Genomic DNA, 25984 nt, shown 5'->3' with positions numbered 1-25984 from the left:
CACCGCTATACGCCGACAGTTCCAATTGCGTCACCTTTGTGCCCCGGCGCGTGCCTGAAAACGCCATCGGGGTGCAGTTTCAGCTAATAAGAAGGGCAGCAAAAATGGCGACGTGCGGCGAAGTATTGGTCAAGTTACTCGAGGGTTATGGCGTCGAGCAGGTGTTCGGCATTCCGGGTGTACACACCGTTGAGCTGTATCGCGGGCTGGCTCGCTCGAGCATCAACCACGTCACTCCACGCCACGAACAAGGCGCCGGTTTCATGGCCGATGGCTATGCCCGCACCAGTGGTAAACCGGGTGTGTGCTTCATCATCACCGGCCCTGGCATGACCAACATCACCACCGCCATGGGCCAGGCCTACGCTGACTCGATTCCGATGCTGGTGATCTCCAGCGTGCAGTCGCGCAGCCAGTTGGGCGGCGGGCGCGGCAAGCTGCATGAGCTGCCGAACCAGAGCGCGCTGGTAGGTGGTGTGGCGGCGTTTTCCCATACGCTGATGTCCGCCGCCGAATTGCCGGGTGTACTGGCGCGGGCGTTTGCCCTGTTCCAGGCCGGGCGTCCGCGTCCGGTACATATCGAAATTCCTCTCGACGTTTTGGTCGAAGACGCCGATGACTTGCTTACCAGTCAGCCCGTCAGCATCGCCCGCGCCGGTGCAGCGCCTTCAGCCGTCGCGCAGATGAGCCAATTACTGGCCACCGCCAAACGTCCGCTGATCCTCGCGGGCGGCGGTGCCATCGATGCGGCAGCCGAACTCACTCAGCTGGCCGAACTGTTGGACGCTCCGGTGGCGTTGACCATCAATGCCAAGGGCATGCTGCCCTCGCGCCATCCGCTGTTGATCGGTTCGACTCAATCGCTGGTCGCCACTCGCGCGCTGGTGGCGGATGCCGACGTAGTACTGGCGATCGGCACTGAATTGGCCGAAACCGATTACGACATCACCTTTGCCGGTGGCTTCGAAATTCCCGGCGCCTTGTTGCGCGTCGACATCGACCCGGACCAGACCGTACGCAACTACCCGCCGCAGGTCGCATTGGTGTCCGACTCGCAAACGGCGGCGCAAGCCTTGCTGACGGAACTTGGCGGACACACGCTGGCCGAGCGTCGCTCCGACTGGGGCCATGCCCGCGCAGCCACGTTGCGTGCCGAGCTTGAGAGCATCTGGGACGCACCGACCCGCGCCCAGACCCTGTTCCTGGAGACCGTTCTGCACGAGCTGCCTGAAGCGGTGTTTGTCGGCGATTCGACCCAACCGGTGTACACCGGCAACCTGACATTCAACCCTGAGCAACCGCGCCGCTGGTTCAACTCGTCCACCGGTTACGGCACCCTTGGCTACGCCTTGCCGGCAGCCATTGGCGCCTGGCTCGGTGGCGGTTCCGAGCGCATTGCGCGCAGACCCGTGGTGTGCCTGATCGGCGACGGCGGGCTGCAATTCACGTTGTCGGAACTGGCCTGCGCGGTGGAAGCGCAAACACCGGTCATCGTGTTGTTGTGGAATAACCAGGGCTACGAAGAGATCAAGAAATACATGGTCAACCGCGCCATCGAACCGGTGGGCGTGGACATCTACACCCCGGACTTCATAGGCGTGGCCAAGGCTTTGGGGTGTGCAGCAGAAGCCATCGACGGTGTCGACGCACTGCGTGCCGCGTTGCGGGCAGCCATTGATCGTCAAGGTCCGACCCTGATCGAAATCGACCAGAGCACCTGGATGCAGGCGGTGCAAGCATGAGCAGCCAGGAAATCTTGAATGGCTTGTATATCGACGGCCAATGGCGCGCGGGTAGCGAATGTTTGCCGGTGATCAACCCGGCCACGGAAGCACCGTTGGCCACCGTGAGCGGTGGCGATGGGCAAGCGGTCGAGCAAGCGGTAAATGCTGCCAGCGCTGCGTTTTTGCAGTGGGCTAAAACCCGCGGCTCTGAGCGTGGCGCAGTGCTGCGCAAGATCGCCAGCGGCGTGCAGGCACGCCGTGAGCACTTGATGCAGTTGCAGTCGAGCAACAACGGCAAACCGCTGTTCGAAGCGGGCATCGATGTCGATGACGTGATTGCTACCTTCGAGTATTACGCAGGTCTGGCCGAGGCGATGGACGCCCAGCAGGACCGCGCCGTGGCTTTGCCGAGCGAGGACTTCGCTGCCCGTGTACGCCGTGAGCCTTGCGGCGTGGTGGGCTTGATCGTGCCGTGGAACTTTCCGATGGTCACCACCGCCTGGAAGCTCGCCCCGGCGTTGGCGGCCGGTTGTTGCGTCGTGCTCAAACCGTCGGAAGTTACACCGCTGCCGGAACTGGAATTGGCAGCGATCATAGCCGAGAGCGGCTTGCCCAACGGCGTGTTCAACCTGGTCTGCGGCACCGGCCTGGCGGTCGGTGCACCGCTGGCGGCTGATTCACGAGTGGCGAAAATCTCCTTCACCGGCAGCAATGCGGTGGGCGTTCAGGTCATGCAGCGAGCGGCGGAAACCGTCAAAGGTGTGAGCCTGGAGCTGGGCGGCAAGTCTTCGCTGTTGGTGCTCGCCGATGCCGATATCGAGTTGGCGGTGGAGTTGGCCAGTGGCGGCGGATTCTTCAACGCCGGGCAGATGTGCTCGGCCACCAGCCGTGTGCTGGTGGCCGAGGAGCTGGCGGACGAATTCCTGGTGCGACTCAAGGCGCGTGCCGAAGGAATTCGCGTGGCAGACCCGTTTGACCCGGATGTCGAGATGGGCTCGCTGGTCAATCAGGCGCAATACCAGCGGGTGCTTGGGCACATCGATCGTGGGCTGAGCGCTGGCGCCAGGCTGATTTGCGGCGGTGAGCGGCCAGAAAATGTGCCGCGCGGATATTTTTTGCGGCCGACGATCTTCACCGAAGTGCCCCTCGACAGTGCGTTGTGGTGTGAAGAGATCTTTGGCCCGGTGATTTGTGTGCGCAGTTTTGCCAGCGAAGAAGAGGCGATCGACCTGGCCAATGACAGTGAATTCGGTCTGGTGGCCAGCGTGGTCAGTCGCGATGGCGAGGCTGCCGAGCGGGTCGCCAACGCCTTGCAGGCCGGGTTGGTGTGGATCAACTCGCCGCAAGTGATCTTCCCGCAGACCGCCTGGGGTGGCTACAAACAGAGCAGCATCGGCCGCGAGTTGGGGCCGTGGGGCATGCAGGCGTTTCAGGAAATAAAACACGTGATTCGCGCCATCTGACGGCCCGAAAACGGTCCACGCATGCCTCGAAACGAGGCATGCGTTTGACACATGGCTTCAATGACAAATTTTCGATTGTTGCGCGTTCTGCGCAACCTCAGGATGAACCAGCCGACTTAGCTACACCCCGTGATCTACGGGAGTTAGAGCTAGATCGATCACCGGGCGCCTGGATGCGACCAACCTCATACCTACAACTCATACCTACAAGAAGAAAGGGAGTCCGTAATGGGCGAGCATGATCTGAACAGAAGACAGTTCATCAAAACGGTGGGAGTGGCTTCGGTTGCCGCGGCAGCCATGAGCATGCCGTTTATCCGGGCCAATGCCAGCGATACGCGCTTTCAGGGCAAGACCCTGCGCCTGCTGACCTGGTCGGATGACACCGGGCTGGCGGCACTGCGCAATATTGCCGCGACCTTCGAAGCCAAGACTGGCGCCAAGGTCATTGCTGACCGTACCGGCAGCACCTCGGAAATGGTCGCCAAACTCAAGGCCGGTGGTGATCGTCCGCAATACGACATCATCACCCTGGCGGGTGTTGGCGCTGAAGGCCTGGCCGCCGCCGGTCTGCTGGAAAAACCCGATCTCAACCGCATTCCCAACCTGGTCGACGTGCCGGAGAAATACCGCACCGGTGCCAACGGCCACGGCATCGGTTACCTGCTCTGGTGCAACAGCCTGATCTACAGCACCCGCACCGTGAAGCAAGCCCCGGACAGCTACGCCTCGTTGTGGGATGCGGACATGGCGCCGAATATTTTCCTGCCGCCGCCGAACTGGACCGAGGCCATGGACCTGATCATCATCGCCGCCAAACTGGCCGGTGGTGACGAGCACAACATCGAGCCGGGCTTCAAGAAACTGGCAGAGCTCAAGAGCCGTGTGGTGACGCTGGGCGAAAACCCCAACCAGATCGCTGAATTGTTCCGCACCGGTTCGCTGGATATGGGCGGTCTTTACGCCCCGGCGTTTTTCCCTAAACAGATTCGGGATCCGGCCTACGGTCTGGGTGCCACCTTCGGCATGAAGGAAGGCTTCTACACCGACCTGATGCTCTCTGTGATGCCGAAAAATCGTCCCGGCGATACCGATCTGGCCTACGCCTTTATCAACCACTCTCTCGACCCGCTGGTGCAGGGCAAGATGGCTGAAGATATCTTCAACGGCCCGGTCAATGCCAAGGCCATCATCTCCGCCGAAGCGCGCAAGAGCCCGTACATCCTTACGCCGGAGCAGATTGCCGACAAGGCGATCATGCACGACAACGCCTTCCTGGCCACCGTGCATGACCAATGGATTCGTCGTTACACGGAAATCTTTTCTTCCTGAGCCAATAGGTCTGGATTTGTCCCGCTGACCGCGAAGCAATGAAGATCCCTTGTAGGAGCGAGCTTGCTCGCGATAGCGGACTTGCAGTCGACATCAATGTTGACTGGTAGGCAGTCATCGCGAGCAAGCTCGCTCCTACACTGCTCAGCATCAAGACAAGTCCAGTCCCCAGGTTTCCTGCTTTCCATTGACGAGATCATTGCTATGGAACACCAATCCCTGACCCACCCGGTCGGCGCCGCGAACGTGCGCCCGGCTCGCGGTGTTTCGCCGACCACCCGCGCCTGGTTTTTCCTCACACCGTCGATGCTGTTTCTCGGCGTGTTGATTGCCGCCAGCCTGCTGGTGCTGCGCATGAGCGTGGGCACCAAGGGCGCGGAATGGACCGGCTTCAGCCTGGCCAGTTATGCCCAATTGCTGGAACCCTATTATCTGAAGTCATTGGTGCTGACCTTGCGCCTGGCCTTGTTCAGCGCAGTGATCGCGGTGTTGCTGGCGATCCCGGTGGCTTACACCATGTCGCGCCTGACATCGCCTTTGGTACGCCGGATATTTCTAGCCGCGGTGCTGTTGCCATTGCTGGTCAACCTGCTGCTGCAAAGCTACGGCTGGCTGGTGATCCTCGGGCCGGGCGGGATGCTCAATCAGGCGCTGATGGGCCTGGGCCTGATCAAGCGTCCGATCATGATGTTGTACAACCAGAACGGTGTGTTGATGGGGCTGGTGCAGACCGCGTTCCCATTGGCGGTGTTGCCGATTGCCAGCGCCATGCGCGGCGTTGCCCGCACCTACGAAGAGGCCGCCGCGACCCTGGGCGCGAGCCGCTTGCAGGTGTTCCGCCAAGTGGTATTGCCCATGAGCCTGCCGGGGATTATTACCGGCGCGACGCTGGTGTTTGCCTACAACGCCAGCAGCTTCGTGGTGCCTTTGTTGCTCGGTGGTCGACGGGTGCCGATGCTGGCGGTAATGGTTCATGACCAGATTGCGCCGCTGATGAACTGGCCTGCCGCATCCGCCGCAGGGGTGGTGTTGATCGTCACCACGTTGGCAATCATGACCCTCTCCGAATACATCACGGGCCGTCGTCGGCGCATGCTGGAGGCTTCGCAATGAGCACGCTAATCAAGAAGCGCCAGTCGCTGCTTCCCGGAGACACCGGGCGGTTCGCCGGGGTCCTTTCAGGCTTCATTCTGCTGCTGGCGGTATTGCCGATCCTGACCATGATCGTCATGTCTTTCAGTGGCGCCTCGAACCTGGACTTCCCGCCCGGCAGCTACAGCCTGCAATGGTACAAGGCGGCGTGGAATACCTTTGTTTCGCCGGACACCAGCGATGTATTGAGCCTGGGCAAAGCCATGACCACCAGCCTGATGGTGGCGTGCCTGACCATGGTTTTCGCGACCGTGATCGCGGTGCCGGCGGCTTATGCATTGACCCGTTGCGAGTTCCGCGGCAAGGCCGTGGCGCTGCAGCTTATGTCTTTGCCCTTGGTGTTCCCGATGGTGGTGTTGGGGCTGGCGTTGCTGCTGGTGTTCGACAGCCTGCCCTTCCAGATGACCACCTCGCGGCTGGTGATTGCCCACGTCATTCTGGCGTTGCCGTTCGTGGTGAAAAACTGCACGGCGGCGATGCTGTCCATCGGCAGCGAAGTCGAAGAGGCCGCGCAAATGCTCGGTGCTTCACCGCTGCGGGCGATTGTCGATGTGGTGGTGCCGTTGATGAAGTCGGGGATTCTCGCCGGGATGCTGCTGGCCTTCATCGTCTCGTTCAACGAATTCACCGTGACCTATTTCCTCTACACCATCGATGTGATGACCGTGCCGATCTGGATGTACAGCCGCACCGTGTCGTCGCTGGACCCGACCGTTTTCTCGTTCGCCGTGCTGATCGTACTTATCGACTTTGTCCTGATCTGGGCACTGGAGAAACTGGTCGGTGAAGGTGGCGTTTCCTTTTGATTTGAGGTGCAACATGACTGGACTGATTCTGGAAAACGTCGAGAAACATTACGGCACGGCGTGCGCGGTAAAGGACGTCAATCTACATTTGCCCGAGGGCAAACTGGTGTGTTTTCTCGGCCCTTCGGGCTGCGGAAAAACCACCTTGCTGCGAATGATCGCCGGGCTGGAAACCCTGACTGGCGGCGAGATTCGTCTGGACGGTGAAGACATTGGCCATACCCCGGCGCACCAGCGCAACTTTGGCATGGTCTTTCAGTCCCTGGCGCTGTTCCCGCACATGACCGTTGGCGAGAACATTGCCTACCCGCTGAAACTGCGTGGGGTCAGCAAGGCCGATCAGCAGGCGCGGGTCACCGAGTTGCTGCAACTGATTCAATTGCAAGAGATGGTCGACCGGCCAGTATCGAAACTCTCCGGTGGTCAGCGCCAGCGCGTGGCGATTGCCCGGGCGATTGCCTCGCGCCCGAAAATCCTTCTGCTCGACGAGCCGCTGTCGGCACTGGACGCCAAGTTGCGCGAATCGATGCAGGTGGAAATCCGCCAGCTGCAGCAACGCCTGAACATCACCACTATCATGGTCACCCATGACCAGCGCGAAGCCATGACCATGGCCGATATCGTGGTGGTGTTGGGCGAGCATCGGGTACAGCAGGTCGGTACGCCGATCGAAATCTATCGGCATCCGGCCAACGAATTCGTCGCCGACTTTATCGGCACAGGGAACATTTTCCCCGCTACCGCGTTGGGGAATGGGCAGATAAGTTTGCCGGGCGGCGACTCGCTCAATGTGCCGATTTGCAGCAGCATCGTGGTCGGCGAGAAGGTCAAAATGCTGGTGCGCCCTGAGGATCTGCAGCTGTCGCAACCTCAGGCGACAGCGGGCAACCGCCTTCTGGGCAAGGTGACGTTCGTTCGCGATATTGGCGCGACGATTGAAACCACGGTCGAGTGTTCCGGGGTTTCGCTGACGGCGCTGAGTACACCGTGTCAGGGGATTGGCTTGAGTATCGGCAACCCGGTGTCAGTGACGATTCCGGCCGAAGCGTGTCGGGTGTTGGGGGCGTAGCCGATAATTGTATGTGGGGCTGCTGCGCAGCCCATCGCTCCTACGACCGCAACCGCGCCAAATCCCGCAACGGCGGCGCGCCGAACAACCGGCTGTATTCACGGCTGAATTGTGACGGGCTTTCATAGCCCACCCGATAGCCCGCCGCCGACGCATCCAGCCCTTCAGCCAACATCAAGCGCCGCGCCTCTTGCAGGCGCAGTTGCTTCTGATATTGCAGCGGACTCATTGCGGTCATCGCTTTGAAGCGGTGGTGCAGGGTCGACACGCTGAGGTTCACTTCCCGCGCCAGATCATCAATGCGCAAAGGCTGCTCATAATTACCGTTGAGCCATTTGATCGCTTGGCTGATTCGATGGCTCTGGCTGTTGGCGATGGCGATTTCATACAGACGATAGCCCTGATGGCTGCGCAGTAACCGATAGAGAATTTCCCGGCGAATCAGTGGCGCGAGCATGGCGATGTCTTTCGGGGTGTCGAGCAGACGGGTCAAACGCAGCACCGCGTCGAGCATCGGTTGGTCGAGTCGCTCCACATAGAGGCCACGCCCGGTGGGGCGGGTTGGCACGCCCATGGGGCCAGCATCGGCAATCAACGCGGTAATCTCTGCCGGGTCGATATCCAGGCGCAAGGCCAGGACCGGATGCTCTGGCGAAACATCGACTATCCGACCGCTCAACGGCATCGAGACCGAGACCACCAGGTAATTGAGCGGATCATAGTTGAAGTGTTCGTCAGCAAGGCGCACTTCCTTGCGGCCTTGGGCGAGGATGCACAGCGCCGGTTGGGCAAGCACCGGAGCGAAGTCGTGGGAGCAGCTATGCCGCGACACAAACAACGAGCCGATGGCCGTCGTGTAGGTGCCATCTTCACCGGTGTTGCGGCGGATGATAGTGGCCAGTTCCGCGCGCTGTTTTTCCATGTCGGCGTCCAGCGGGGCTTGGGTGTGATCGAGCGATGACATGGGTGACATCCTCTGCGAAGCTTTTCGGATGGGCACAGCTTAAGTTTGTGCAAGGCCGGGTGGTAGGCAATTGCTGCATAAAACTTGCCTGATCCTGCTTCGGGTTAAAAATCAGAGCAGATACAACGGGTTCGGCGTGGAGAAAGTTGCTTGAAACACGACTGTCACGTTTGTAGCGTGGATTTCCCACCGACCTGCGCAATCGGAGCGCTGGCGCAGGATTGTGCAATAAGCCGGCAGGAATCGACTAACGGCCCGTGCGCCGGGCGCTTAATCTTTGATCCTGTCGCAGCCCGTCTCAAGGCTGCAGATCGTCTACACCTTGGGAGGATCAACGATGTCCACGCATATTCCCGTCAGTCATATGGTTTTTGCTCGGGCCCGCGCCGGACGCTCGATGGAGTTAGGCGTGCGTTTGAGCAGCCTGATCGAAACGACCCGTCAGGCACCCGGTTGTCTGCATTTTGCCCTGCAGCATTCATTGTGCGACCCAGAGCTGTGGCTGGTGTCCGGTTTCTGGATCAACCATCAGGCCATGACTGCCTACTTCGGTACCCCTGCCATGGAGATTTTCGCCGAGTTGGTGCAGGAGTTGGTGGTCAACAGCCTGGACTTTCATACCTTCAGTGATGTCTCGACAGCTCAGGCCCAGGTTGAGTACGCGCAACTGAACTTACCTGCGATGCACAAGCTGGCCAGTTGAAGGTTTAGAATGGCCGACTTTCAATTGGCCAGGATCCGCGACATGGCACGTAAAGAGTTTGCGCAGTTCGAAGCAGTTTCCGCTGTTGTACCGGGTGAGGGTGGTTACAGCGCCGCTATCGCCGTCAAGGCCCTGGGTGGTTCAGGCACCCCGCGTTTTCATAAAGTGCTCGAAGACCAGAAATTCAAGACCGCCCATGACGCCGATCAGGCTGCCGCGCAAAAGCTTGAACAGTTGATCGACGTGAGTGAAGACGGCGAATTGTCCTGGGAAACTATTTGACCGCCCCCGGGCGGAACATTTTGAACAAGGCCTCAGGCCCCAGCTGGAAATAATCCGCCGGCCCGCCGCCGCGCAGAATCGGCTCTGCCGCGGCGGTATCGTAGACCCCATCCTTGAGCAGCCACTTGGCGATATGCACGGCGACCACTTCGCCGAGAATCAGCCAGCTGGGCACCAGCTCCTTGTCTGAGCGTTGCAGTTGAATGATCTGCGTGACCTTGCATTCGAAGGACACCGGGCTTTCGGCTACCCGTGGCACGGCGATGACTTTCGAGGCGACCGGTGTGAGCCCGGCCAGTTCGAACTCGTTCACCTCAGCGGGCACTGTCGCGCAACTCTGGTTCATCCGCTCGGCCAGCGGACGGGTCGCCAGGTTCCAGGCGAACTCGCCGGTCTGCTCGATATTGTTCAGGCTGTCTTTGCGCCCGACGCTGGAAAATCCAATGATCGGCGGAATGTAGTTGAACGCATTGAAGAAGCTGTAGGGCGCCAGGTTCAGGCGGCCTTGGGCATCCTGCGAGGAAATCCAGCCGATAGGACGGGGGCCGACGATGGCATTGAACGGGTCATGGGGCAGGCCGTGGCCCTGGGCGGGTTCGTAGTAATGGATATCGTCAGACATCGCGCGGGGTTCCTGAGGTGGGACTGGAAGGGGAGTCGGTCATAGTGCAGGGCGCCGCAGGTTTTTTCCAGCGTAGGGGGCTTCGATTGGGGGACGGTGATCTTTGTAGAGGGTGTTCATCTTTTCTATCCCCAAAAACGATTAAGCCCGGCAGAAGCCGGGCTGTGATACCGCGATTGAGTGTTAGCTGACAGTGGCAGAGCCGGTGCGGTCGTAGCCATCGGCAGCGACGGTGGCGGAACCAGTGCGGTCGTAGCCGTCAGCAGCGACGGTGGCAGAGCCAGTGCGGTCGTAGCCATCGGCAGCGACGGTAGCAGAGCCGGTGCGATCGTAGCCGTCAGCGGCGAAGGTGTTGGCAGCCAGTACGGAGAGGATAGTGGCGATGACCAATTTGGTTTTCATGGCGGTTACTCCGGTTCGTTTGCGTGTTGTACGTTGAGCATGAAATTCATACTACGCTTGTGAACTTGATTGAAAAGTGCAAATTCATGCTTAAAGCAATCGCTTTAATAGATATATGTAGTAACGCAATTGGCCGCTTTCAGATGTGGCCTGGTCAGCTAGCGTATGGCGCTCTACGTCGACTCATATCAGCCGCAGCCTGTGGTCCGGGCATTAACTGATCATTAATTGCGCAGAAATCCTTAGAATCTGTTGTTCTATGGATTTTTCATTCCGTACTTACCTATTTTTCACTGTTACCCATTCAGTCTCCGCCCGGGCCAAAACCATTGAAACTGGCTGTCTGAAATCCGAGCTCTGGAGCACTGCATCGAATGAACAAACTTCCTCAGATCACCTTGGCGTTCTGGGTCATGAAAATCTGCGCGACGACCTTGGGGGAAACCGCCGGGGATTTGCTGTCGATGACCCTGAATGTCGGCTACGCCATTAGTTCGATGATCCTGATCAGCGTGTTTCTGCTGACGCTGGTGACGCAGTTGTTTTCGAAGACCTACAACCCGGTGCTGTACTGGATCGTGATCCTTTCGACCAGTACCGCCGGCACCACCATGTCGGACTTCATGGACCGCACTTTGGGTCTGGGCTATGCCACGGGTTCGATGATCCTGATTGCGATTCTGGTGACGATCTTCGCCCTCTGGCGTCTGAGCGGCGACTCGCTGAACGTGAGCAAAATTCAGACTTTTCGTGGTGAGATGTTCTATTGGATGGCGATTCTGTTTTCCAACACCCTGGGCACTGCCCTCGGTGACTTCCTGGCCGACGACTCCGGCCTGGGTTTTGCCGGTGGAGCGCTGTTCATAGGCTCGACGATTGTGCTGGTGGTGTTGGCGCGATACTTCACCAAAATCTCGTCAGTGCTGTTGTTCTGGATTGCCTTCGTCTTGACGCGTCCGTTCGGCGCAACCCTGGGCGACTTCCTGACCAAACCCCATGAAAAGGGTGGACTGGACTTCGGCACCGTCGGTTCGTCGCTGGTGTTGGCGGGGATTCTGGTGGTGATGATCGTGGGGGCTTCGTACGTTCAGAACAAGTACGTGCGTCAGGGCGCTGCCGAGCTGTCCTGATTGGTCTGTATGACCGAGTCGTGACCATCGCGTACGGGGACCGCATGCATCTGTAGGAGCGAGCTTGCTCGCGATGAGGCCACAACAGCCACCATCAATGGTGGCTGTCAGACCGCTATCGCGAGCAAGCTCGCTCCTACATCTACATCTACATCTACATCTACATGGACACAGGTATTTTTTTACCTGTCAGTTCGTCTCGATTCGCGAGTGTTTGCGGGTTTCTTTCATGGTCACGTACACCAGCAGCGAAACGGCGATGCAGGCGGTGACGTACCAGTAGTAACCGGTTTCCATGCCGATACTCTTGAACCACAGCGCGATGTATTCAGCGGTGCCGCCGAAGATCGATACGGTCAGGGCATAAGGCAGGCCGACGCCTAGGGCGCGGATTTCGGTCGGGAACAATTCGGCTTTGACCACGGCGTTGATCGAGGTGTAGCCGCTGACGATGATCAGCGCGGCCATGATCAGGAAGAACGCGCCCCACCAGGTCTGGACCGTGTGCAGAGTGGTGAGGATCGGTACGGTGAACAAGGTGCCGAGAATGCCGAAGGCAATCAGGATCGGCCGCCGCCCGACTTTATCCGAAAGCCCGCCAACCAATGGTTGTAGACACATGAACAGGAACAATGTGGCCGCCGAGATGGTGGTGGAGTCAGAGATGCTCATGCCAACCGTGTTCACCAGGTACTTCTGCATGTAGGTGGTGTAGGTATAAAAGGCCAACGTACCACCCATGGTCAGGCCGACCACGGTCATCAGCTCTTTGGGATGGCGCAACAGGGTGCGCATCGCACTTTCTTTGGACTTCTCCTTCCTGGAGAACGACTCGGTTTCTTCCATGCCTCGACGCAGATACAGCGCGACAACCGCACACAGCGCGCCAATGGCGAACGGGATGCGCCAGCCCCAGTCGTACAGCTGTTCGGTGGTCAGGGTTTGTTGCAGCACGATCAGTACCGCCAGCGCGATGAGCTGACCGGAGATCAGCGTGACGTACTGGAAGCTGGAGAAGAAACCACGACGTTCCTTGGTTGCCATCTCGCTCAGATAGGTCGCTGAGGTACCGTACTCGCCGCCCACGGACAGGCCCTGCAGCAAGCGGGCGAACACCAGCAGAATTGGCGCGCCGACGCCGATGGTTTCATAACCGGGGCTCAAGGCGATGATCAATGAGCCGAAGCACATCAACAGCACCGAAGCCATCAACGCCGCTTTGCGGCCTTTGCGGTCGGCATACAGGCCCATCAGCCAGCCACCGATCGGGCGCATCAAAAAGCCCACGGCGAAGATCGCAGCGGTGTTCAGAAGCTGTGCAGTGGTGTCGCCTTTAGGGAAGAACGCTTTGGCGAAGTACAGCGAGAAGGCCGCGTAGACGTACCAGTCGTACCACTCGACCATGTTGCCGACAGAACCGCTGAAAATCGATTTGATACGGCTGGAAGTGGTTCTTTCTTTTGCCGGCGCAGCCGCCGACCCAAGAGGCAGGGTGTTTGAGTTATCCATAAAGGATCCTTCGTCTAATTGTTTTTGTGGAGCGCGCCGAAACGCAGCCTGGGAGGGCTATAGCAGGAGCTGTGCCAGGACGAAGAAGCTTGGTTTAGAGGGGTTGTGGTGATTTATTGAGCGGAAATCCGCTGAAGGATGACTGGGCGATGAGCGGAAATCCGCTTATCCGGCACAGATCTCTAAAGGTTGTAGCCAGCACGGGCTAATCGCGAGCAAGCTCGCTCCTACAAGGGTACGCGATTGATCGTTCCCACGCTCTGCGTGGGGATGCCTCATTGGACGCTCTGCGTCCGCTTCGGCAGTGACGCAGAGCGTCACGGGCTGCATTCCCACGCAGAGCGTGGGAACGATCGGCCCGGGAAAATCACTCATCCTTCAAAAACATCTCTCGCGCCAACCCATGGCGCTGCATTTTTTCATTGAAGGTCCGGCGTGGCAGCTGCAATTCGGCAAGTAGCGCTTTGATATCACCTTTGTGCCGTGTCATGGCAGCCCTGAGGCAGTGTGCTTCGAAGGCTTCCTGCTGGGCAGCAAGGGACTGACCCGGTTCGATGCCTTCAGGCTCCGGTTCACTGAGCCCAAGCACCTGACGTTCGGCGACGTTAGCCAGTTCACGGACGTTGCCCGGCCAGTCGTGGCTGAGCAGACGGCTCAGTTGCGGACCGCTCAGTGGCGGGAAACTGCGCCCCAAGCGTTGCGCTGCACTGTAGGCGAAATGCTCGAACAACAACGGGATGTCTTCGCGCCGTTCGCGCAAGGGCGGCAGGCGCAATTCAGCGACGTTCAGACGATAGGCCAGGTCTTCACGAAAACGCCCGGCGCGGGCTTCATCCAGCAAGTCGGGTTTGGTCGCAGCAATAATTCGCAGATCAACCCGGATGCTCTGGTTGGAGCCCAGCCGTTCCAGTTTCTGCTCCTGCAACACCCGCAGCAGTTTGACCTGCTGGGCCAGCGGCATGCTTTCGATCTCATCGAGAAACAGCGTACCGCCGTCGGCGTATTCGAGCTTGCCGATGCGCTTGCCTTGAGCGCCGGTGAAGGCGCCGCTTTCGTGGCCGAACAGCTCGGCTTCGAACAACTGCTCGGGGATCGCCGCACAGTTCAGCGCCACAAAAGGCCTGTCAGCCCTGGGGCCAAAATCGTGCAGGCAACGGGCGACCAGCTCCTTGCCGCTGCCGGTTTCGCCACGAATCAGCACGTTGACCGGCAACGCCGCGAGGTCCAGCACTTGTCGACGCAAGGTCTGCAGGCCACGGGAAACACCGAGCAGGCTGGCGTCGAGTTTGGCGCGGTTGTCGGCCTGCTCGTGCAAGGCGCGGTTTTCCAGTACCAACCGACGTTTATCCAACGCCCGGCGCAGGCTGCTGAGCAAGGTCTCGGGGCTGAAGGGTTTTTCCAGAAAATCGTAGGCGCCGTCGCGCATGGCCTCCACCGCCATCGGCACGTCGCCATGGCCGGTGAGCAGGATCAGCGGCAGATCGGGGTCCAGCGCCTGGACCTTACCGAGCAACTCCAGGCCACCCATGCCGGGCATGCGCACGTCGCTGAGAATCACCCCGGGGAAATTCCTCGGCAGTTGCGCCAGGCACTCTTCGGCGCGACTGAACAGTTGCACCACAAAACCCGAGAGGCTTAGCCATTGCTCCACGGCGCTACGGATGCTGGCTTCATCGTCGACCACAATCACCGAGTTCAACATGGGTTTTGCGCCTCCAGAGCGATAGGCAGGGTCAGGGTGAAGATCGCGCCGCCTGGGTGATTGCCGGCAGCGAGGCGACCGCCGTGTTCGTGGACGATGGCGTAAGATACTGCCAGCCCGAGACCGAGGCCGTCACCCACCGGTTTGGTGGTGAAGAACGGGTCGAAGACATTCGCCAGATTCTCTTCAGTTATACCGCCGCCGCTGTCAGCAACCGTCAACCGCCACAGAGGTGGATCGGACTCGATGCGGATTTCCAGGCGCTTGAGCGGCTTGTCCCTCATGGCATCCAGCGCATTGCGTAGCAGGTTGATCAGCACCTGCTCCAGACGAATCGCATCGCCACGTACCCAGGCCGGGCGGGTCAGGTGTAACACGCTGCTGACGTTTTCGTCGCGCATACGAGCGTCGAGCAGGTGCAAGGATTGATCGACCACCGCCGCCAGGTCCAGCCGCTCGCGCAAACCGCTGGGGCTCTTGCGGGCGAAGGTCTTGAGATGGCCGGTAAGGGCGGCCATGCGCGTCAGCATCTCATCCAGCGGGGTGATGGCTTTATAGGCGTCGTCTATCCGGCCGTGATCCAGCAGCAGGCGCAACGTCGCCAGCTGCATGCGTTGAGCGGTCAGCGGCTGGTTGATTTCATGGGCCAGCGCGGCGGACATCTGCCCGAGGGCGGCGAGTTTGGCTGATTGCACCAGGCCGTCCTGAGCGGTGCGCAAATCGCGGGTGCGTTCTTCCACCAGTTTTTCGAGTTCTTCACGGCTGCGCTGACGCAGGCGGGCCAGGCGCCAGCGCTGGTTGAGGAACAGCAGCAAAAACACCAGTGTCAGCCACAGACCGGCCGCTGCCAGCCCGGCGTTACGGCTGTCTTCGATGGCGGCCTGCGGGCGACGCAGCAGATGCAGTGTCCAGCCTTCAGCGGTCAGCGGCAGCGATTCCCACAGGTAATCGGACGTACCGTCCGGACCCTCGACACGGGCCAGGTAACTGTTTTCGTCGAAGTGCCGCAGGGCGCGGTGTTCGAGTGGGGTCAGTGGTTGCTTGTCGTATTGGCGGGTGGCTTTGAGCTCGCTGCGGTCGCTGTCCGACAGCGGCTGCAACTGGCGATAACGCCAGCCGGGCTGGTTGGCGATGAAGACGATGCCGCGGGCGTCGCTGACCAGCAGGATGTCGCTGCCCTGACGCCATTCGCGCTCAAGTTCGGGGAACTCCAGTTTCACCACCATTGCGCCGAGAAACTCGCCGCTGTCGCCGGTCACTGCGCTGGACAGAAAATAACCGGGGATGCCGCTGGTCACGCCCACCGCATAAAAGCGACCGGCGCCCTGGCTGCGGGTTTGGCTGAAGTACGGACGGAAACCATAGTTATGGCCAACATAGCTGCTCGGTAGCCGCCAGTTACTGGCGGCCACGGCCCGACCAGTGCGGTCGAGCAGTTCCAGCGTGGAAGACTGTGCGGCGCCGTTGATGCGTTCCAGTTTGCGGTTCAGCGTGTCTTGCTGGCTTGGGTTGACCGGGCCGTTTAACGCTGAACTCAGTTCCGGATCCAGTGCCAGCACGGAGGGCAGGGTGCGATAACGTTCGATCAGGGTGTGCAGGGAGTTGGCATACAGCGCCAGTTGCTCGTTGGCGCGCACGGCGTCGTCCACCAGCGCCTGGCGTTCGGCGTGACGCATGGCCAAACCGGCGGCAAGGGCTGCACCGGCGATGATCAGCAGCGTGTACAGCGCCAGGCGCAGGGAGCGGGAAGTCACGAACATACTGGATGAACAGGTGTGATAGGAGGGGGGCACCATAACATGAGCGCAGATGAAGGCCTCGTTTCGAAACCCGTAGCAGCTGACGAGCTCCGCGAGGCTGCGTTCGGCTGCGCAGCAGTCGTAGTCCGGCAGACGCGGTTTATCTGACGCACCGCAGCGCCTTGTTTACGACCGCTTCGTCCGAACGCAGCCTCGCAAAACTCGTCAGCTGCTACGTAAGTCGCGTCGGCAATGAAAAACGGCCGGGCTGTCGATGACAACAGCCCGGCCGTTTTTTAGATCTGGAGGTTTAAGTACTTATTGCACTTCTACCGCCAGGCTTTCACTGATCTTCTTCTGCCAGATGGCAGGACCAGTGATGTGCACCGACTCGCCCTTGCTGTCGACCGCAACGGTCACCGGCATGTCTTTGACGTCGAACTCGTAGATCGCTTCCATGCCCAGTTCGGCGAAGGCCACCACGCGGGATTTCTTGATCGCCTGGGCCACCAGATACGCAGCGCCGCCAACGGCCATCAAGTACACGGCTTTGTGGTCCTTGATCGCTTCGATCGCGGTCGGGCCGCGCTCGGATTTGCCGATCATGCCCAGCAGGCCGGTCTGCTCGAGGATCTGCCGGGTGAATTTGTCCATCCGCGTCGCGGTGGTCGGGCCCGCCGGGCCAACCACTTCTTCGCGCACCGGATCGACCGGGCCGACGTAGTAGATAAAACGACCCTTGAGGTCTACCGGCAAGGTTTCACCCTTGTTCAGCATCTCGACCATGCGCTTGTGCGCAGCGTCGCGACCGGTGAGCATTTTGCCGTTGAGCAGGACAGTTTCGCCCGGTTTCCAGCTCTGCACGTCTTCCGGGGTCAAGGTGTCGAGGTTGACTCGACGAGCCGACGGACCAGCTTCCCAGACGATTTCCGGGTAGGCGTCCAGCGGTGGCGCTTCCAGCGAAGCCGGGCCGGAACCGTCGAGTACGAAGTGTGCGTGACGGGTGGCGGCGCAGTTGGGGATCATGCACACCGGCAGGGACGCGGCGTGGGTCGGGTAATCCATGATCTTCACGTCGAGCACGGTGGTCAGGCCACCGAGGCCCTGGGCACCGATGCCCAGCTGGTTGACCTTCTCGAACAGCTCCAGACGCATCTCTTCGATACGGTTGGACGGGCCGCGCTTTTTCAGCTCGTGAATGTCGATGGATTCCATCAACACTTCCTTGGCCATCACCGCAGCTTTTTCGGCGGTACCGCCAATGCCGATGCCGAGCATGCCCGGTGGGCACCAGCCAGCACCCATGGTCGGGACGGTCTTCAGGACCCAGTCAACGATCGAGTCGGACGGGTTGAGCATGGCCATCTTCGATTTGTTCTCGGAGCCGCCGCCCTTGGCCGCCACGTCCACTTCCACGGTGTTACCCGGGACGATGGAGTAGTGGATGACCGCCGGGGTGTTGTCCTTGGTGTTTTTACGAGCGCCCGCCGGGTCGGCGAGGATCGAGGCACGCAGGACGTTTTCCGGCAGGTTGTAGGCGCGACGCACGCCTTCGTTGATCATGTCGTCCAGGCCCATGGTCGCGCCATCCCAGCGCACATCCATGCCAACGCGTACGAACACGGTAACGATGCCGGTGTCCTGGCAGATCGGGCGGTGGCCAGTGGCACACATGCGCGAGTTGATCAGGATTTGCGCCATGGAGTCGCGGGCTGCCGGCGACTCTTCACGCAGGTAGGCCTCGTGCATGGCCTGGATGAAATCCACGGGATGGTAGTAGGAAATGAACTGCAGGGCGTCAGCAACGCTCTGAATCAGGTCGTCTTGCTTGATCACGGTCATGAGTCGCGCTCCTCTATAAGACGGGAACATTTAATAAGGTGTCTTCAGTCTGGTTGGATCTGGTCACTGAAAACACCTTTTAAGGCACGCCGGGCATGCTGGCGCGACGCTAAAAAGGCGCGGCAGTATACCGCGCCAAACGCTTGGGCACACCCGCCGGTAGATAAACGAAAGTCGCATAAGAGAAGCTGTGGCAAGGAATGCCTATGCTAAGGATATCCCTGTAATAGAGCGATACCTGTGATGAAGGGATACCTGTGATGAAGAAATACCTGTGTTCGACCGGCCATCCAAAATTTGAATAGTCATTTTTCAACCACGACACTAAAGTGGCACGTGGCCTGTAGGGTAGGAAACCCGGTTCAGCCTCCTTTCGCACGGTGAGTCAAAGATTGACCCATAAAGCCATACAGAGTCTGTTGCTCAAGCGCTTTACCCTGGCGGCGGGTACCTATGGGCTGGCATTGCTGCTGCTTTGGCTGGCCATTCTCAGTGGTCACTACCGCGCCCCGGTGAGCGGCGCAGTGATTGCCACGGCGCTGTTGGTACTCAGTCAAGCTGCCTTGCTCGGGGTATTTCTCAGCGAACGTAACCTGTGCTTTGCCGACCCCAGCCTGACTGAGGTGCAAATAGTGCTGGGCCTGGTCTGGCAAACCTGGTTCATTACCCAGCTCGACATGGCTCGCGGCGCGTTCCTGGTGTTCTACGTGCTGATCCTGTTGTTCGGTCTGTTTCATTTGCCACGCCGGGTGTTCGTGCGCTGTGCGGCGCTGGTTTTTTTCAGTTTTGCCGGGATCAATCTCTGGGAAGGCTACCACTTCGAATTGGCCGATCCCCCGCTGGCGGCACTGCAAGTCTGCATATTGTTTGTCGTTCTGGTGTGGCTCACGCTTTATGCCAGCTACGTCCAGGCATCCCGCCAGCGCATGCGCCAACGTCGCTTCGCGTTGCAGGCCCACCAGGACACCCTGCGCGGAATGATGCGTCAGCTCGAAGATCTGGTGGCCACCGACGAACTCACCGGCTTGTTCAACCGCCGGCATTTTCTGCGCCTGGCTACCCGCGAGTTGCATAACATGGAAGTCGACGTGATCCATGGCCTGGCATTGATCGACCTGGATCATTTCAAACGAATCAATGATGTTCACGGGCATGCAGCGGGTGATCAGGTGTTGCAGGCATTTGCCGCCGTCGCCACGGCCTGCCTGCGCGATGGAGATGTACTGGCCCGTTATGGTGGTGAGGAGTTTGTCGTGTTGTTGCCCGATTGTGATGCCGAACGCCTGACCTCTTGCTGTGAGCGTCTGCGTATCGCCTTCACCGATGTCGAGTTGGTTGGTCTGAGTGTGCACGGCCTGAGCCTATCGGCGGGGATGACCCTGCTTGAACTGGGCGATGATCTGGATGATGCCCTGCAGAGTGCGGATCAGGCGCTTTATCGCGCCAAGCGCGACGGCCGCAATCGCTGCGCTGCTGCCTGGGAAAACATCGATGCCTGAGTTACGGGTAGGTGAGCGACAGTGGTCGGTGGAGGCGGGGAGTAACCTGCTTGACGCTCTGAACCAGGCCGGTGTCCGTGTCCCATACAGCTGTCGCGCCGGTAGCTGCCACGCGTGCCTGGTGCATTGCGTTCAAGGCCAGCCCAGCGACAACCGACCCGATGCATTGACCGATGACCAGCGTCAGCGTGGCTGGCGGCTGGCCTGCCAGTGTCAGGTCGTCGAGGATTTGCAGATCGAAACCTTCGACCCGGCGCGTGATGGCTTGCCGGCTAAGGTGGTGGGTATCGATTGGTTGTCCATGACGGTACTGCGCCTGCGTTTGAAACCCGAGCGACCTTTGCGCTACCGGGCCGGGCAGCATTTGGTATTGTGGACTACCGGCAATGTGGCGCGGCCGTATTCGCTGGCCAGCCTTCCGCAGGAAGATCGTTTCCTCGAATTCCACCTGGATTGCCGGCACAGCGGTGAGTTCAGTGACGCGGCCCGCCAACTCAGGATCGGTGAGCCGTTGCGCCTCGGCGAGTTGCGCGGTGGTGCCTTGCAGTACGACCCGGACTGGCAAAGCCGGCCCCTTTGGCTGCTGGCGGCAGGCACCGGTCTTGGGCCGTTGTTCGGTGTGCTGCGTGAGGCCTTGCGTCAGGATCATCAGGGCGCCATCCGCCTTATTCACCTGGCCCATGACGCCAGCGAGCATTATTTGGCCAAGCCATTGGCCGCACTGGCTGCAAACCATCCCAACCTTACGATCGAGTTGCTGACAGCGGCTGAGCTGCCTGCGGCTCTGGCGCAACTGCGGCTGGTTTCCCGGCAAACCGTGGCCTTGGTCTGCGGGAGCCCTGACAGCGTCGACGCCTTTTCCCGGCGCCTGTACCTGGCGGGGCTACCGCGCAATCAACTACTGGCCGATGTGTTCGTGCCCCGTGGTTGAGCGCTGATTGTCAATTCGATCGTTCCACTCTGCGTGGGAATGCCTCACTGGACGCTCCGCGTCCGCTTCGGCAATGACGCAGAGCGTCATGGGCTGCATTCCCACGCAGAGCGTGGGAACGATCAGATACCCAAAACCAAAAAAGCCCCGGAGTCTGCACTGCGGGGCTTTTTGTTCTCAGCGGTCTGAGTCTCAGACCATCGGGTCGCCGACGTGCAGGATCTTCATGCCGTTGGTGCCACCGGTGGTGTGGTAGCTGTCGCCTTTGGTCAGGATCACCCAGTCGCCTTTCTTGACCACTCCGAGTTTGAGCAACTCGTCGATCGCGGCCTGGCTGACTTGCTCAGGCGGCAGCGATGCCGGGTCGAACGGTACGGTGTAGACGCCACGGAACATGGCCGCACGGGCCTGGGTTTCGCGGTGTGGGGAGAACGCGTAGATCGGGATGGACGAGCGGATCCGCGACATGATCAGCGGCGTGTAGCCACTCTCGGTCAAAGCGATGATCGCTTTCACGCCCGGGAAGTGGTTGGCCGTGTACATGGCTGCCAGGGCGATACTCTGATCGCAGCTTTCGAACACTTTGCCGATGCGGTGGCTGGAAGTTTTGCTGGTCGGGTGCTTTTCAGCGCCGATGCAAATCCGTGCCATGGCCTGGACCGCTTCGAGCGGGTAAGCGCCGGCGGCACTTTCGGCCGAGAGCATCACCGCGTCGGTGTAGTCGAGCACGGCGTTGGCTACGTCGGACACTTCTGCGCGGGTCGGCATCGGGTTCTGGATCATCGACTCCATCATCTGGGTCGCAACGATTACCGCTTTGTTGTGGCGGCGTGCGTGCAGGATGATCTTCTTCTGAATGCCCACCAGCTCTGCGTCACCGATTTCCACGCCGAGGTCGCCACGGGCAACCATCACCGCATCGCTGGCGCTGATCAGGCCGTCGAGGGTTTCGTCGTCGGCCACGGCTTCAGCACGCTCGATCTTCGCCACCAGCCAGGCAGTACCGCCGGCTTCGTCGCGCAGTTGGCGAGCGTATTTCATGTCGGCTGCGTCGCGTGGGAAGGATACCGCCAGGTAATCGACTTCCATTTCCGCGGCGAGCTTGATGTCGGCCTTGTCTTTCTCGGTCAGGGCTGGAGCCGTCAGGCCACCGCCACGACGGTTGATGCCTTTGTGGTCCGACAGTGGGCCGCCGATCAACACGGTGCAATGCAGCGCATCAACGGTCGCGGTGTCGACACGCATGACCACACGGCCATCGTCGAGCAGCAGTTCGTCGCCGACGCCGCAATCCTTGACCAGGTCCGGGTAGTCGATACCGACGACTTCCTGGGTGCCTTCGGTCAGCGGATGGCTGGTGGAGAAGGTGAACGTGTCACCGACTTTCAGCTCGATGCGCTTGTTGGCGAATTTGGCGATACGGATTTTCGGACCTTGCAGGTCACCCAGTAGCGCGACGAAACGGCCGTGCTTGGCGGCGATGGAGCGCACCAGCTTGGCGCGAGCTTTATGCTCGTCGGGGGTTCCGTGGGAGAAGTTCAGCCGGGCGACGTCCAGGCCAGCCAGAATCAGCTGTTCGAGAACTTCCGGCGAGTTGCTGGCAGGGCCAAGGGTAGCGACGATTTTAGTACGACGTACGGACATGCAGAGACTCCTGAGTTCAAGCGCAACGAGAGGCTACTATGCTCCGAAGTTGTAGTCATTGTTCGTTTGCACTACTTATTCGTTTGTTTGTTGAACGAACATTCCTGAAGATTTTCGGGTGTGGGTCGATACACTGCTCAAGACAGGAGAACCCCCATGCGATTCGTACTTATTGCCGCTCTGGCCCTCAGTGTTGTCGGCTGCACCCGTTGGTCGATGGACCACCACCTGGACAATGCCTATCGCGATTATGATCGCGGTAATTGCGAGAGCGTAATGCTCGAGCTGTCCAAGGTCGACCGCGAGAGCCGCTCACGGCGCTATGTGCAGCCCGAAGTGTCGATGTTGCGCGGGCAATGCCTTGAGCGTCAGAAACTGTTTGTCGATGCCGCGCAGACCTACCAGTTCATCATTACTCAGTACCCGTACAGTGAGTACGCATTCCGCGCCCGTGCACGGCTTGAAACCTTGCAGCAGCTGGGTCATTACCCAAGCCATAGCGCCGCGCAGGTGAGTCCGGCCACGTAGTCATGATGTTTGTCATCTGAACACCTGGCCGGCGGCGAGCGTTCAGCTACCCTATCGGATAGACAGGGTTAGCAATATTCCATCTGAACGATTGCAATGCTTGGGGCGGCAGCTGTAAGGCGACAGGGCACAAGCCGCTGTGGCACCGACATCCCGAGGAGAGCGAGCCAGGCAGGCCCGTTCCGAAGCAGTAGTGCGGTCATGCTTAATGACCTTTCTATAGCGATACTCAGCATGTTCACCGACCGCCGGATCGAGCGGCATCAACTGCCGTATTTTTTAAGAGTGTTCAACAGCGTCACTGACAAACTGATTGGTTATCTGGGCAACGTTTCCGAGGACGGGCTGATGCTCATCAGCCAGTTACCGATGATGATCGGCGCCGACTTCGAACTGCGTCTGAAGATCCCGGCCAGCGACGGCTGCCTGCAGGTGATCGATGTCACGGCCTGTTGCCTGTGGTGCCATGAAGACGCAACCCCGCATCACTACGATGCCGGGTTTGTCGTACTCCAGGCCCCGGCTGAATACAGACAACTGGTCAGCGCCTTGACGCAGTATTTCAGCTTCCATTCGTTGTCGGCTTCGGCGTAAGGGCTCGATAAAGCCCCTTCAATTCCGGCGCGCCTGCGATTAACGCGGGCGCGCTCGCTCTACTTGCCTATACCTTCACCGAATGCTCGCGATCCATCATTTTTTCGACCAGCAACAACCCCAACTCCATCAGGCTATAAATCGCCAGCGCGAGGTTGCGGTGTTTGCCCTCCAGATCTTCGGAAAGGTCCAGAGTCAGGGTGCTGGCCGAGCAGAAGGTTTCGTAGGTGTGGGCCATCAAGGCTTCGGGGTTGATGTCCGGGGCGACAGTGAAGAACTGGGGCGGACGCTCGTCGCTGGAACGCGGTTTGCCTGATAGCGGCGGGGTCAGATAGTGATCGAGGGCCCGGTGTGCGGCTTGGTGGAGATTTTTCGAATCGAGGGCTTCGTAGGGCGAAACGTTTGGGGTTTCGGGTGGATTGGGGGTTACTTTGAACATCGGTTGGTTCCTTGAGTGGGGCTGCCACCGCCTCGCTACTAAACGAAGGGGTGGCGGCTGTACGCAGGTTAGTAGACCGGGGAACCAAGCAAAGCCGGCGCGCCCGAGGGCGCCCTGCGCACAGCCACCATCAAGTGCAGGCGATAGGGAAGCCTGACTGAGTGAAGCTAATGCAACTTGCCTAATTAACCACGGGCTACTAAACCCGATCGCTGATGGGCAGCGACAGGAGAACCTTAGTGGCGTGGGGCAAGGTGCACAAGCGGGGCGATTCTGGCGGATGTGTAGGCAGTGGCGCAAGGTTGTGTAGTCGCGTTTGCGAGGGGCAAACGACATAACCCTGTATGACAGACAATGTAGCTATTAACGATTGAATGCAGACATCGCTGGTCGGGCCAGCCTGTGAACGCCTAGACTTTGCCGGTCTTTAGATCAGGAATAGCCCGTGACCTCCATCTTCTGGTACGACTATGAAACCACCGGCATCAACCCGCGCTGCGACCGCCCGTTGCAAGTGGCAGGGATCCGTACTGATGCCGAGCTCAATGAGATAGGTGAGCCGGTCAATCTCTACTGCCAGCCAAGCGACGATATCCTGCCGCATCCGGCGGCCAGCATGATTACCGGCATTACCCCGAGCCGACTGGCTGAGCAGGGCCTGAGCGAAGCCGACTTCATGACCCGGGTCCATGCGCAATTGGCGGCGCCCGGTACCTGTGGTGCTGGCTACAATACGCTGCGTTTCGACGATGAAGTGACTCGCTACAGCCTGTACCGGAATTTTTTCGACCCATATGCCCGCGAGTGGCAGGGCGGTAACAGTCGCTGGGATCTGATCGATGTGGTTCGCACCGCCTATGCGCTGCGCCCGCAAGGCATTGTCTGGCCTGAGGAGGAAGGCCGTGTCACGCTGAAACTTGAGCGTCTGACGGCTGCCAACGGCATCGACCATGGTCAGGCTCACGATGCATTGTCCGATGTACGGGCGACGATTGCCCTGGCGCGGTTGATTCGCGACAAGCAGCCGAAATTGTATGACTGGTTGTTCCAGTTGCGCAGCAAGCAACGGGTCATGGACCAGATAAAGCTGTTGCAGCCGATGGTGCATATCTCGGGGCGGTTTTCCGCTGCCCGGCATTACATTGGCGTGGTTCTGCCGCTGGCCTGGCATCCGCGTAATCGTAATGCCTTGATCGTTTGCGATCTGCACCTCGATCCACAGGGGTTGATGGATCCGGACGTCGAAACCTTGCGTCAGCGGCTGTATACACGCCACGACGATCTGGCGGAAGGTGAGTTGCCCGTACCGCTCAAACTGATTCATATCAACCGTTGCCCGGTGGTGGCACCGTTATCGGTACTGCGGGCCGAAGATCGGCAGCGCCTGCAATTGGATGTGGCTGAGTATCAGGCCAGAGCGCTGCGGCTAACTGACGCACAAGAAGTTTGGCGAGATAAAGTCCAGGCTATTTATTCCAGCGAGGACTTTGTCCCTGGCCTGGACCCTGAGCAACAGTTATACGATGGCTTTATTGGTGACAGGGATCGCCGTTTATGTGAGCAAGTCAGGACTGCCGACCCTGCTCAATTAGCGCAAGAGCAATGGCCGTTCGATGATGAGCGCTTGCCGGAATTACTATTTCGCTACCGCGCCCGTAACTTTCCAGGCACCTTGAGTGGTCAGGAACAAGAGCGCTGGCGATTATTCTGTCAGCAACGTTTGTCAGCGTCTGAATGGGGTGCGCCCAATACGCTGAACGCTTTTAATGAGGCTACCGTCGAGTTATTGGCAAGTGCTACATCGGTTCAGCGCCAAGTGCTCAATGAGTGGCACGATTATGCTCAATCGTTACGCAAGCGGTTGAGTCTTTGAAATCAGTGAGTTCACTTGTCTGAACCGCGGGTATA

Annotated in this window: 23 protein-coding genes; 14 read left to right on the top strand and 9 right to left on the bottom strand. The window is 59.6% G+C overall.

Features of this window, described 5'->3' with window-relative positions:
* The first annotated feature begins 104 nt into the window (after positions 1–104).
* The 6 genes from AC07O1_RS10310 (at position 105) to AC07O1_RS10285 (ending at position 7546) form a co-directional block, all read left to right on the top strand.
* Entirely contained in the window at positions 105–1742 is a 1638-nt protein-coding gene (locus tag AC07O1_RS10310) for a 5-guanidino-2-oxopentanoate decarboxylase (RefSeq protein WP_495088760.1), read from the top strand.
* Positions 1739–3187 carry an aldehyde dehydrogenase family protein gene (locus AC07O1_RS10305; protein ID WP_495088700.1) on the top strand — a complete coding sequence of 483 codons (1449 nt, stop codon included), beginning with the start codon at positions 1739–1741 and terminating at the stop codon, positions 3185–3187. The genes AC07O1_RS10310 and AC07O1_RS10305 overlap by 4 nt, the downstream gene beginning before the upstream one ends.
* A gap of 228 nt (positions 3188–3415) precedes the next feature.
* Entirely contained in the window at positions 3416–4519 is a 1104-nt protein-coding gene (locus tag AC07O1_RS10300) for an ABC transporter substrate-binding protein (protein ID WP_494992049.1), read from the top strand.
* 204 nt (positions 4520–4723) lie between these two features.
* Positions 4724–5632, top strand: a complete 909-nt coding sequence (locus AC07O1_RS10295) for an ABC transporter permease (protein ID WP_495088699.1) — start codon at positions 4724–4726, stop codon at positions 5630–5632.
* Positions 5629–6477 (top strand): ABC transporter permease, encoded by an 849-nt coding sequence (locus tag AC07O1_RS10290; protein WP_494992051.1) that lies wholly within the window; start codon positions 5629–5631, stop codon positions 6475–6477. The genes AC07O1_RS10295 and AC07O1_RS10290 overlap by 4 nt, the downstream gene beginning before the upstream one ends.
* A gap of 13 nt (positions 6478–6490) precedes the next feature.
* Positions 6491–7546: an ABC transporter ATP-binding protein gene (locus AC07O1_RS10285; protein ID WP_494992052.1), complete on the top strand. Its 1056-nt coding sequence runs from the start codon at positions 6491–6493 to the stop codon at positions 7544–7546.
* A 40-nt stretch (positions 7547–7586) separates the two neighbouring features.
* Here AC07O1_RS10285 and AC07O1_RS10280 read toward each other — a convergent pair whose 3' ends face one another.
* Positions 7587–8510 carry an AraC family transcriptional regulator gene (locus AC07O1_RS10280; protein ID WP_495088698.1) on the bottom strand — a complete coding sequence of 308 codons (924 nt, stop codon included), beginning with the start codon at positions 8508–8510 and terminating at the stop codon, positions 7587–7589.
* Positions 8511–8847: 337 nt separating this feature from the next.
* Between AC07O1_RS10280 and AC07O1_RS10275 the strand changes: the two genes are divergently transcribed.
* Both AC07O1_RS10275 and AC07O1_RS10270 read left to right on the top strand, forming a co-directional pair.
* The gene (locus tag AC07O1_RS10275) at positions 8848–9213 is read left to right on the top strand and encodes a putative quinol monooxygenase (protein WP_494992054.1); all 366 of its coding nucleotides are present in this window, start codon (positions 8848–8850) and stop codon (positions 9211–9213) included.
* Positions 9214–9222: 9 nt separating this feature from the next.
* Entirely contained in the window at positions 9223–9495 is a 273-nt protein-coding gene (locus tag AC07O1_RS10270; protein ID WP_495088697.1) for a hypothetical protein, read from the top strand.
* Here AC07O1_RS10270 and AC07O1_RS10265 read toward each other — a convergent pair.
* Together AC07O1_RS10265 and AC07O1_RS10260 are read right to left on the bottom strand one after the other, a co-directional pair.
* Complete coding sequence (locus AC07O1_RS10265; RefSeq protein WP_495088696.1) at positions 9488–10117, bottom strand: flavin reductase family protein; 630 nt, start codon at positions 10115–10117, stop codon at positions 9488–9490. The two genes, AC07O1_RS10270 and AC07O1_RS10265, sit on opposite strands and share 8 nt — an antisense overlap.
* A gap of 183 nt (positions 10118–10300) precedes the next feature.
* Complete coding sequence (locus AC07O1_RS10260) at positions 10301–10519, bottom strand: hypothetical protein (RefSeq protein ID WP_495088695.1); 219 nt, start codon at positions 10517–10519, stop codon at positions 10301–10303.
* Positions 10520–10893: 374 nt separating this feature from the next.
* Between AC07O1_RS10260 and AC07O1_RS10255 the strand changes: the two genes are divergently transcribed.
* The gene (locus AC07O1_RS10255; protein WP_495088694.1) at positions 10894–11649 is read left to right on the top strand and encodes a COG4705 family protein; all 756 of its coding nucleotides are present in this window, start codon (positions 10894–10896) and stop codon (positions 11647–11649) included.
* Positions 11650–11838: 189 nt separating this feature from the next.
* On the opposite strand, the gene AC07O1_RS10250 is transcribed toward AC07O1_RS10255, so the two are convergent.
* The 4 genes from AC07O1_RS10250 to AC07O1_RS10235 form a co-directional block, all read right to left on the bottom strand.
* Positions 11839–13158 carry an MFS transporter gene (locus AC07O1_RS10250; protein ID WP_495088693.1) on the bottom strand — a complete coding sequence of 440 codons (1320 nt, stop codon included), beginning with the start codon at positions 13156–13158 and terminating at the stop codon, positions 11839–11841.
* Between the two features lie 367 nt (positions 13159–13525).
* Positions 13526–14860 carry a sigma-54-dependent transcriptional regulator gene (locus tag AC07O1_RS10245; RefSeq protein ID WP_495088692.1) on the bottom strand — a complete coding sequence of 445 codons (1335 nt, stop codon included), beginning with the start codon at positions 14858–14860 and terminating at the stop codon, positions 13526–13528.
* Entirely contained in the window at positions 14854–16620 is a 1767-nt protein-coding gene (locus tag AC07O1_RS10240; protein ID WP_495088691.1) for a sensor histidine kinase, read from the bottom strand. The genes AC07O1_RS10245 and AC07O1_RS10240 overlap by 7 nt, the downstream gene beginning before the upstream one ends.
* A gap of 297 nt (positions 16621–16917) precedes the next feature.
* Positions 16918–18441 carry a fumarate hydratase gene (locus AC07O1_RS10235; RefSeq protein ID WP_057960547.1) on the bottom strand — a complete coding sequence of 508 codons (1524 nt, stop codon included), beginning with the start codon at positions 18439–18441 and terminating at the stop codon, positions 16918–16920.
* 392 nt (positions 18442–18833) lie between these two features.
* On the opposite strand from AC07O1_RS10235, the gene AC07O1_RS10230 reads away from it, so the two are divergent.
* Together AC07O1_RS10230 and AC07O1_RS10225 are read left to right on the top strand one after the other, a co-directional pair.
* Positions 18834–19940 (top strand): GGDEF domain-containing protein, encoded by a 1107-nt coding sequence (locus tag AC07O1_RS10230; RefSeq protein WP_495088690.1) that lies wholly within the window; start codon positions 18834–18836, stop codon positions 19938–19940.
* The gene (locus tag AC07O1_RS10225; RefSeq protein ID WP_495088689.1) at positions 19933–20871 is read left to right on the top strand and encodes an iron-sulfur-binding ferredoxin reductase; all 939 of its coding nucleotides are present in this window, start codon (positions 19933–19935) and stop codon (positions 20869–20871) included. The genes AC07O1_RS10230 and AC07O1_RS10225 overlap by 8 nt, the downstream gene beginning before the upstream one ends.
* A gap of 192 nt (positions 20872–21063) precedes the next feature.
* Here the strand turns inward: AC07O1_RS10225 and pyk are convergent, their stop codons facing one another.
* The gene (gene pyk, locus AC07O1_RS10220; protein WP_495088688.1) at positions 21064–22515 is read right to left on the bottom strand and encodes a pyruvate kinase; all 1452 of its coding nucleotides are present in this window, start codon (positions 22513–22515) and stop codon (positions 21064–21066) included.
* A 156-nt stretch (positions 22516–22671) separates the two neighbouring features.
* On the opposite strand from pyk, the gene AC07O1_RS10215 reads away from it, so the two are divergent.
* Together AC07O1_RS10215 and AC07O1_RS10210 are read left to right on the top strand one after the other, a co-directional pair.
* Positions 22672–23043 carry a tetratricopeptide repeat protein gene (locus AC07O1_RS10215; RefSeq protein ID WP_495012936.1) on the top strand — a complete coding sequence of 124 codons (372 nt, stop codon included), beginning with the start codon at positions 22672–22674 and terminating at the stop codon, positions 23041–23043.
* A 234-nt stretch (positions 23044–23277) separates the two neighbouring features.
* On the top strand, positions 23278–23637 hold the full coding sequence (locus AC07O1_RS10210) for a PilZ domain-containing protein (RefSeq protein ID WP_494992149.1): 360 nt from the start codon (positions 23278–23280) through the stop codon (positions 23635–23637).
* Positions 23638–23704: 67 nt separating this feature from the next.
* On the opposite strand, the gene AC07O1_RS10205 is transcribed toward AC07O1_RS10210, so the two are convergent.
* Positions 23705–24076: a DUF6124 family protein gene (locus AC07O1_RS10205; RefSeq protein WP_495088687.1), complete on the bottom strand. Its 372-nt coding sequence runs from the start codon at positions 24074–24076 to the stop codon at positions 23705–23707.
* A 445-nt stretch (positions 24077–24521) separates the two neighbouring features.
* Here AC07O1_RS10205 and sbcB point away from each other — a divergent pair, with 445 nt between their 5' ends.
* On the top strand, positions 24522–25949 hold the full coding sequence (gene sbcB, locus AC07O1_RS10200; RefSeq protein ID WP_495024514.1) for an exodeoxyribonuclease I: 1428 nt from the start codon (positions 24522–24524) through the stop codon (positions 25947–25949).
* Positions 25950–25984 lie beyond the last annotated feature (35 nt).

The sequence above is a fragment of the Pseudomonas sp. GW821-FHT07G10 genome, from assembly GCF_059418545.1.
Note: the sequence above shows the minus strand (reverse complement) of the source record. Positions and strands in the feature narration are given on the sequence as shown.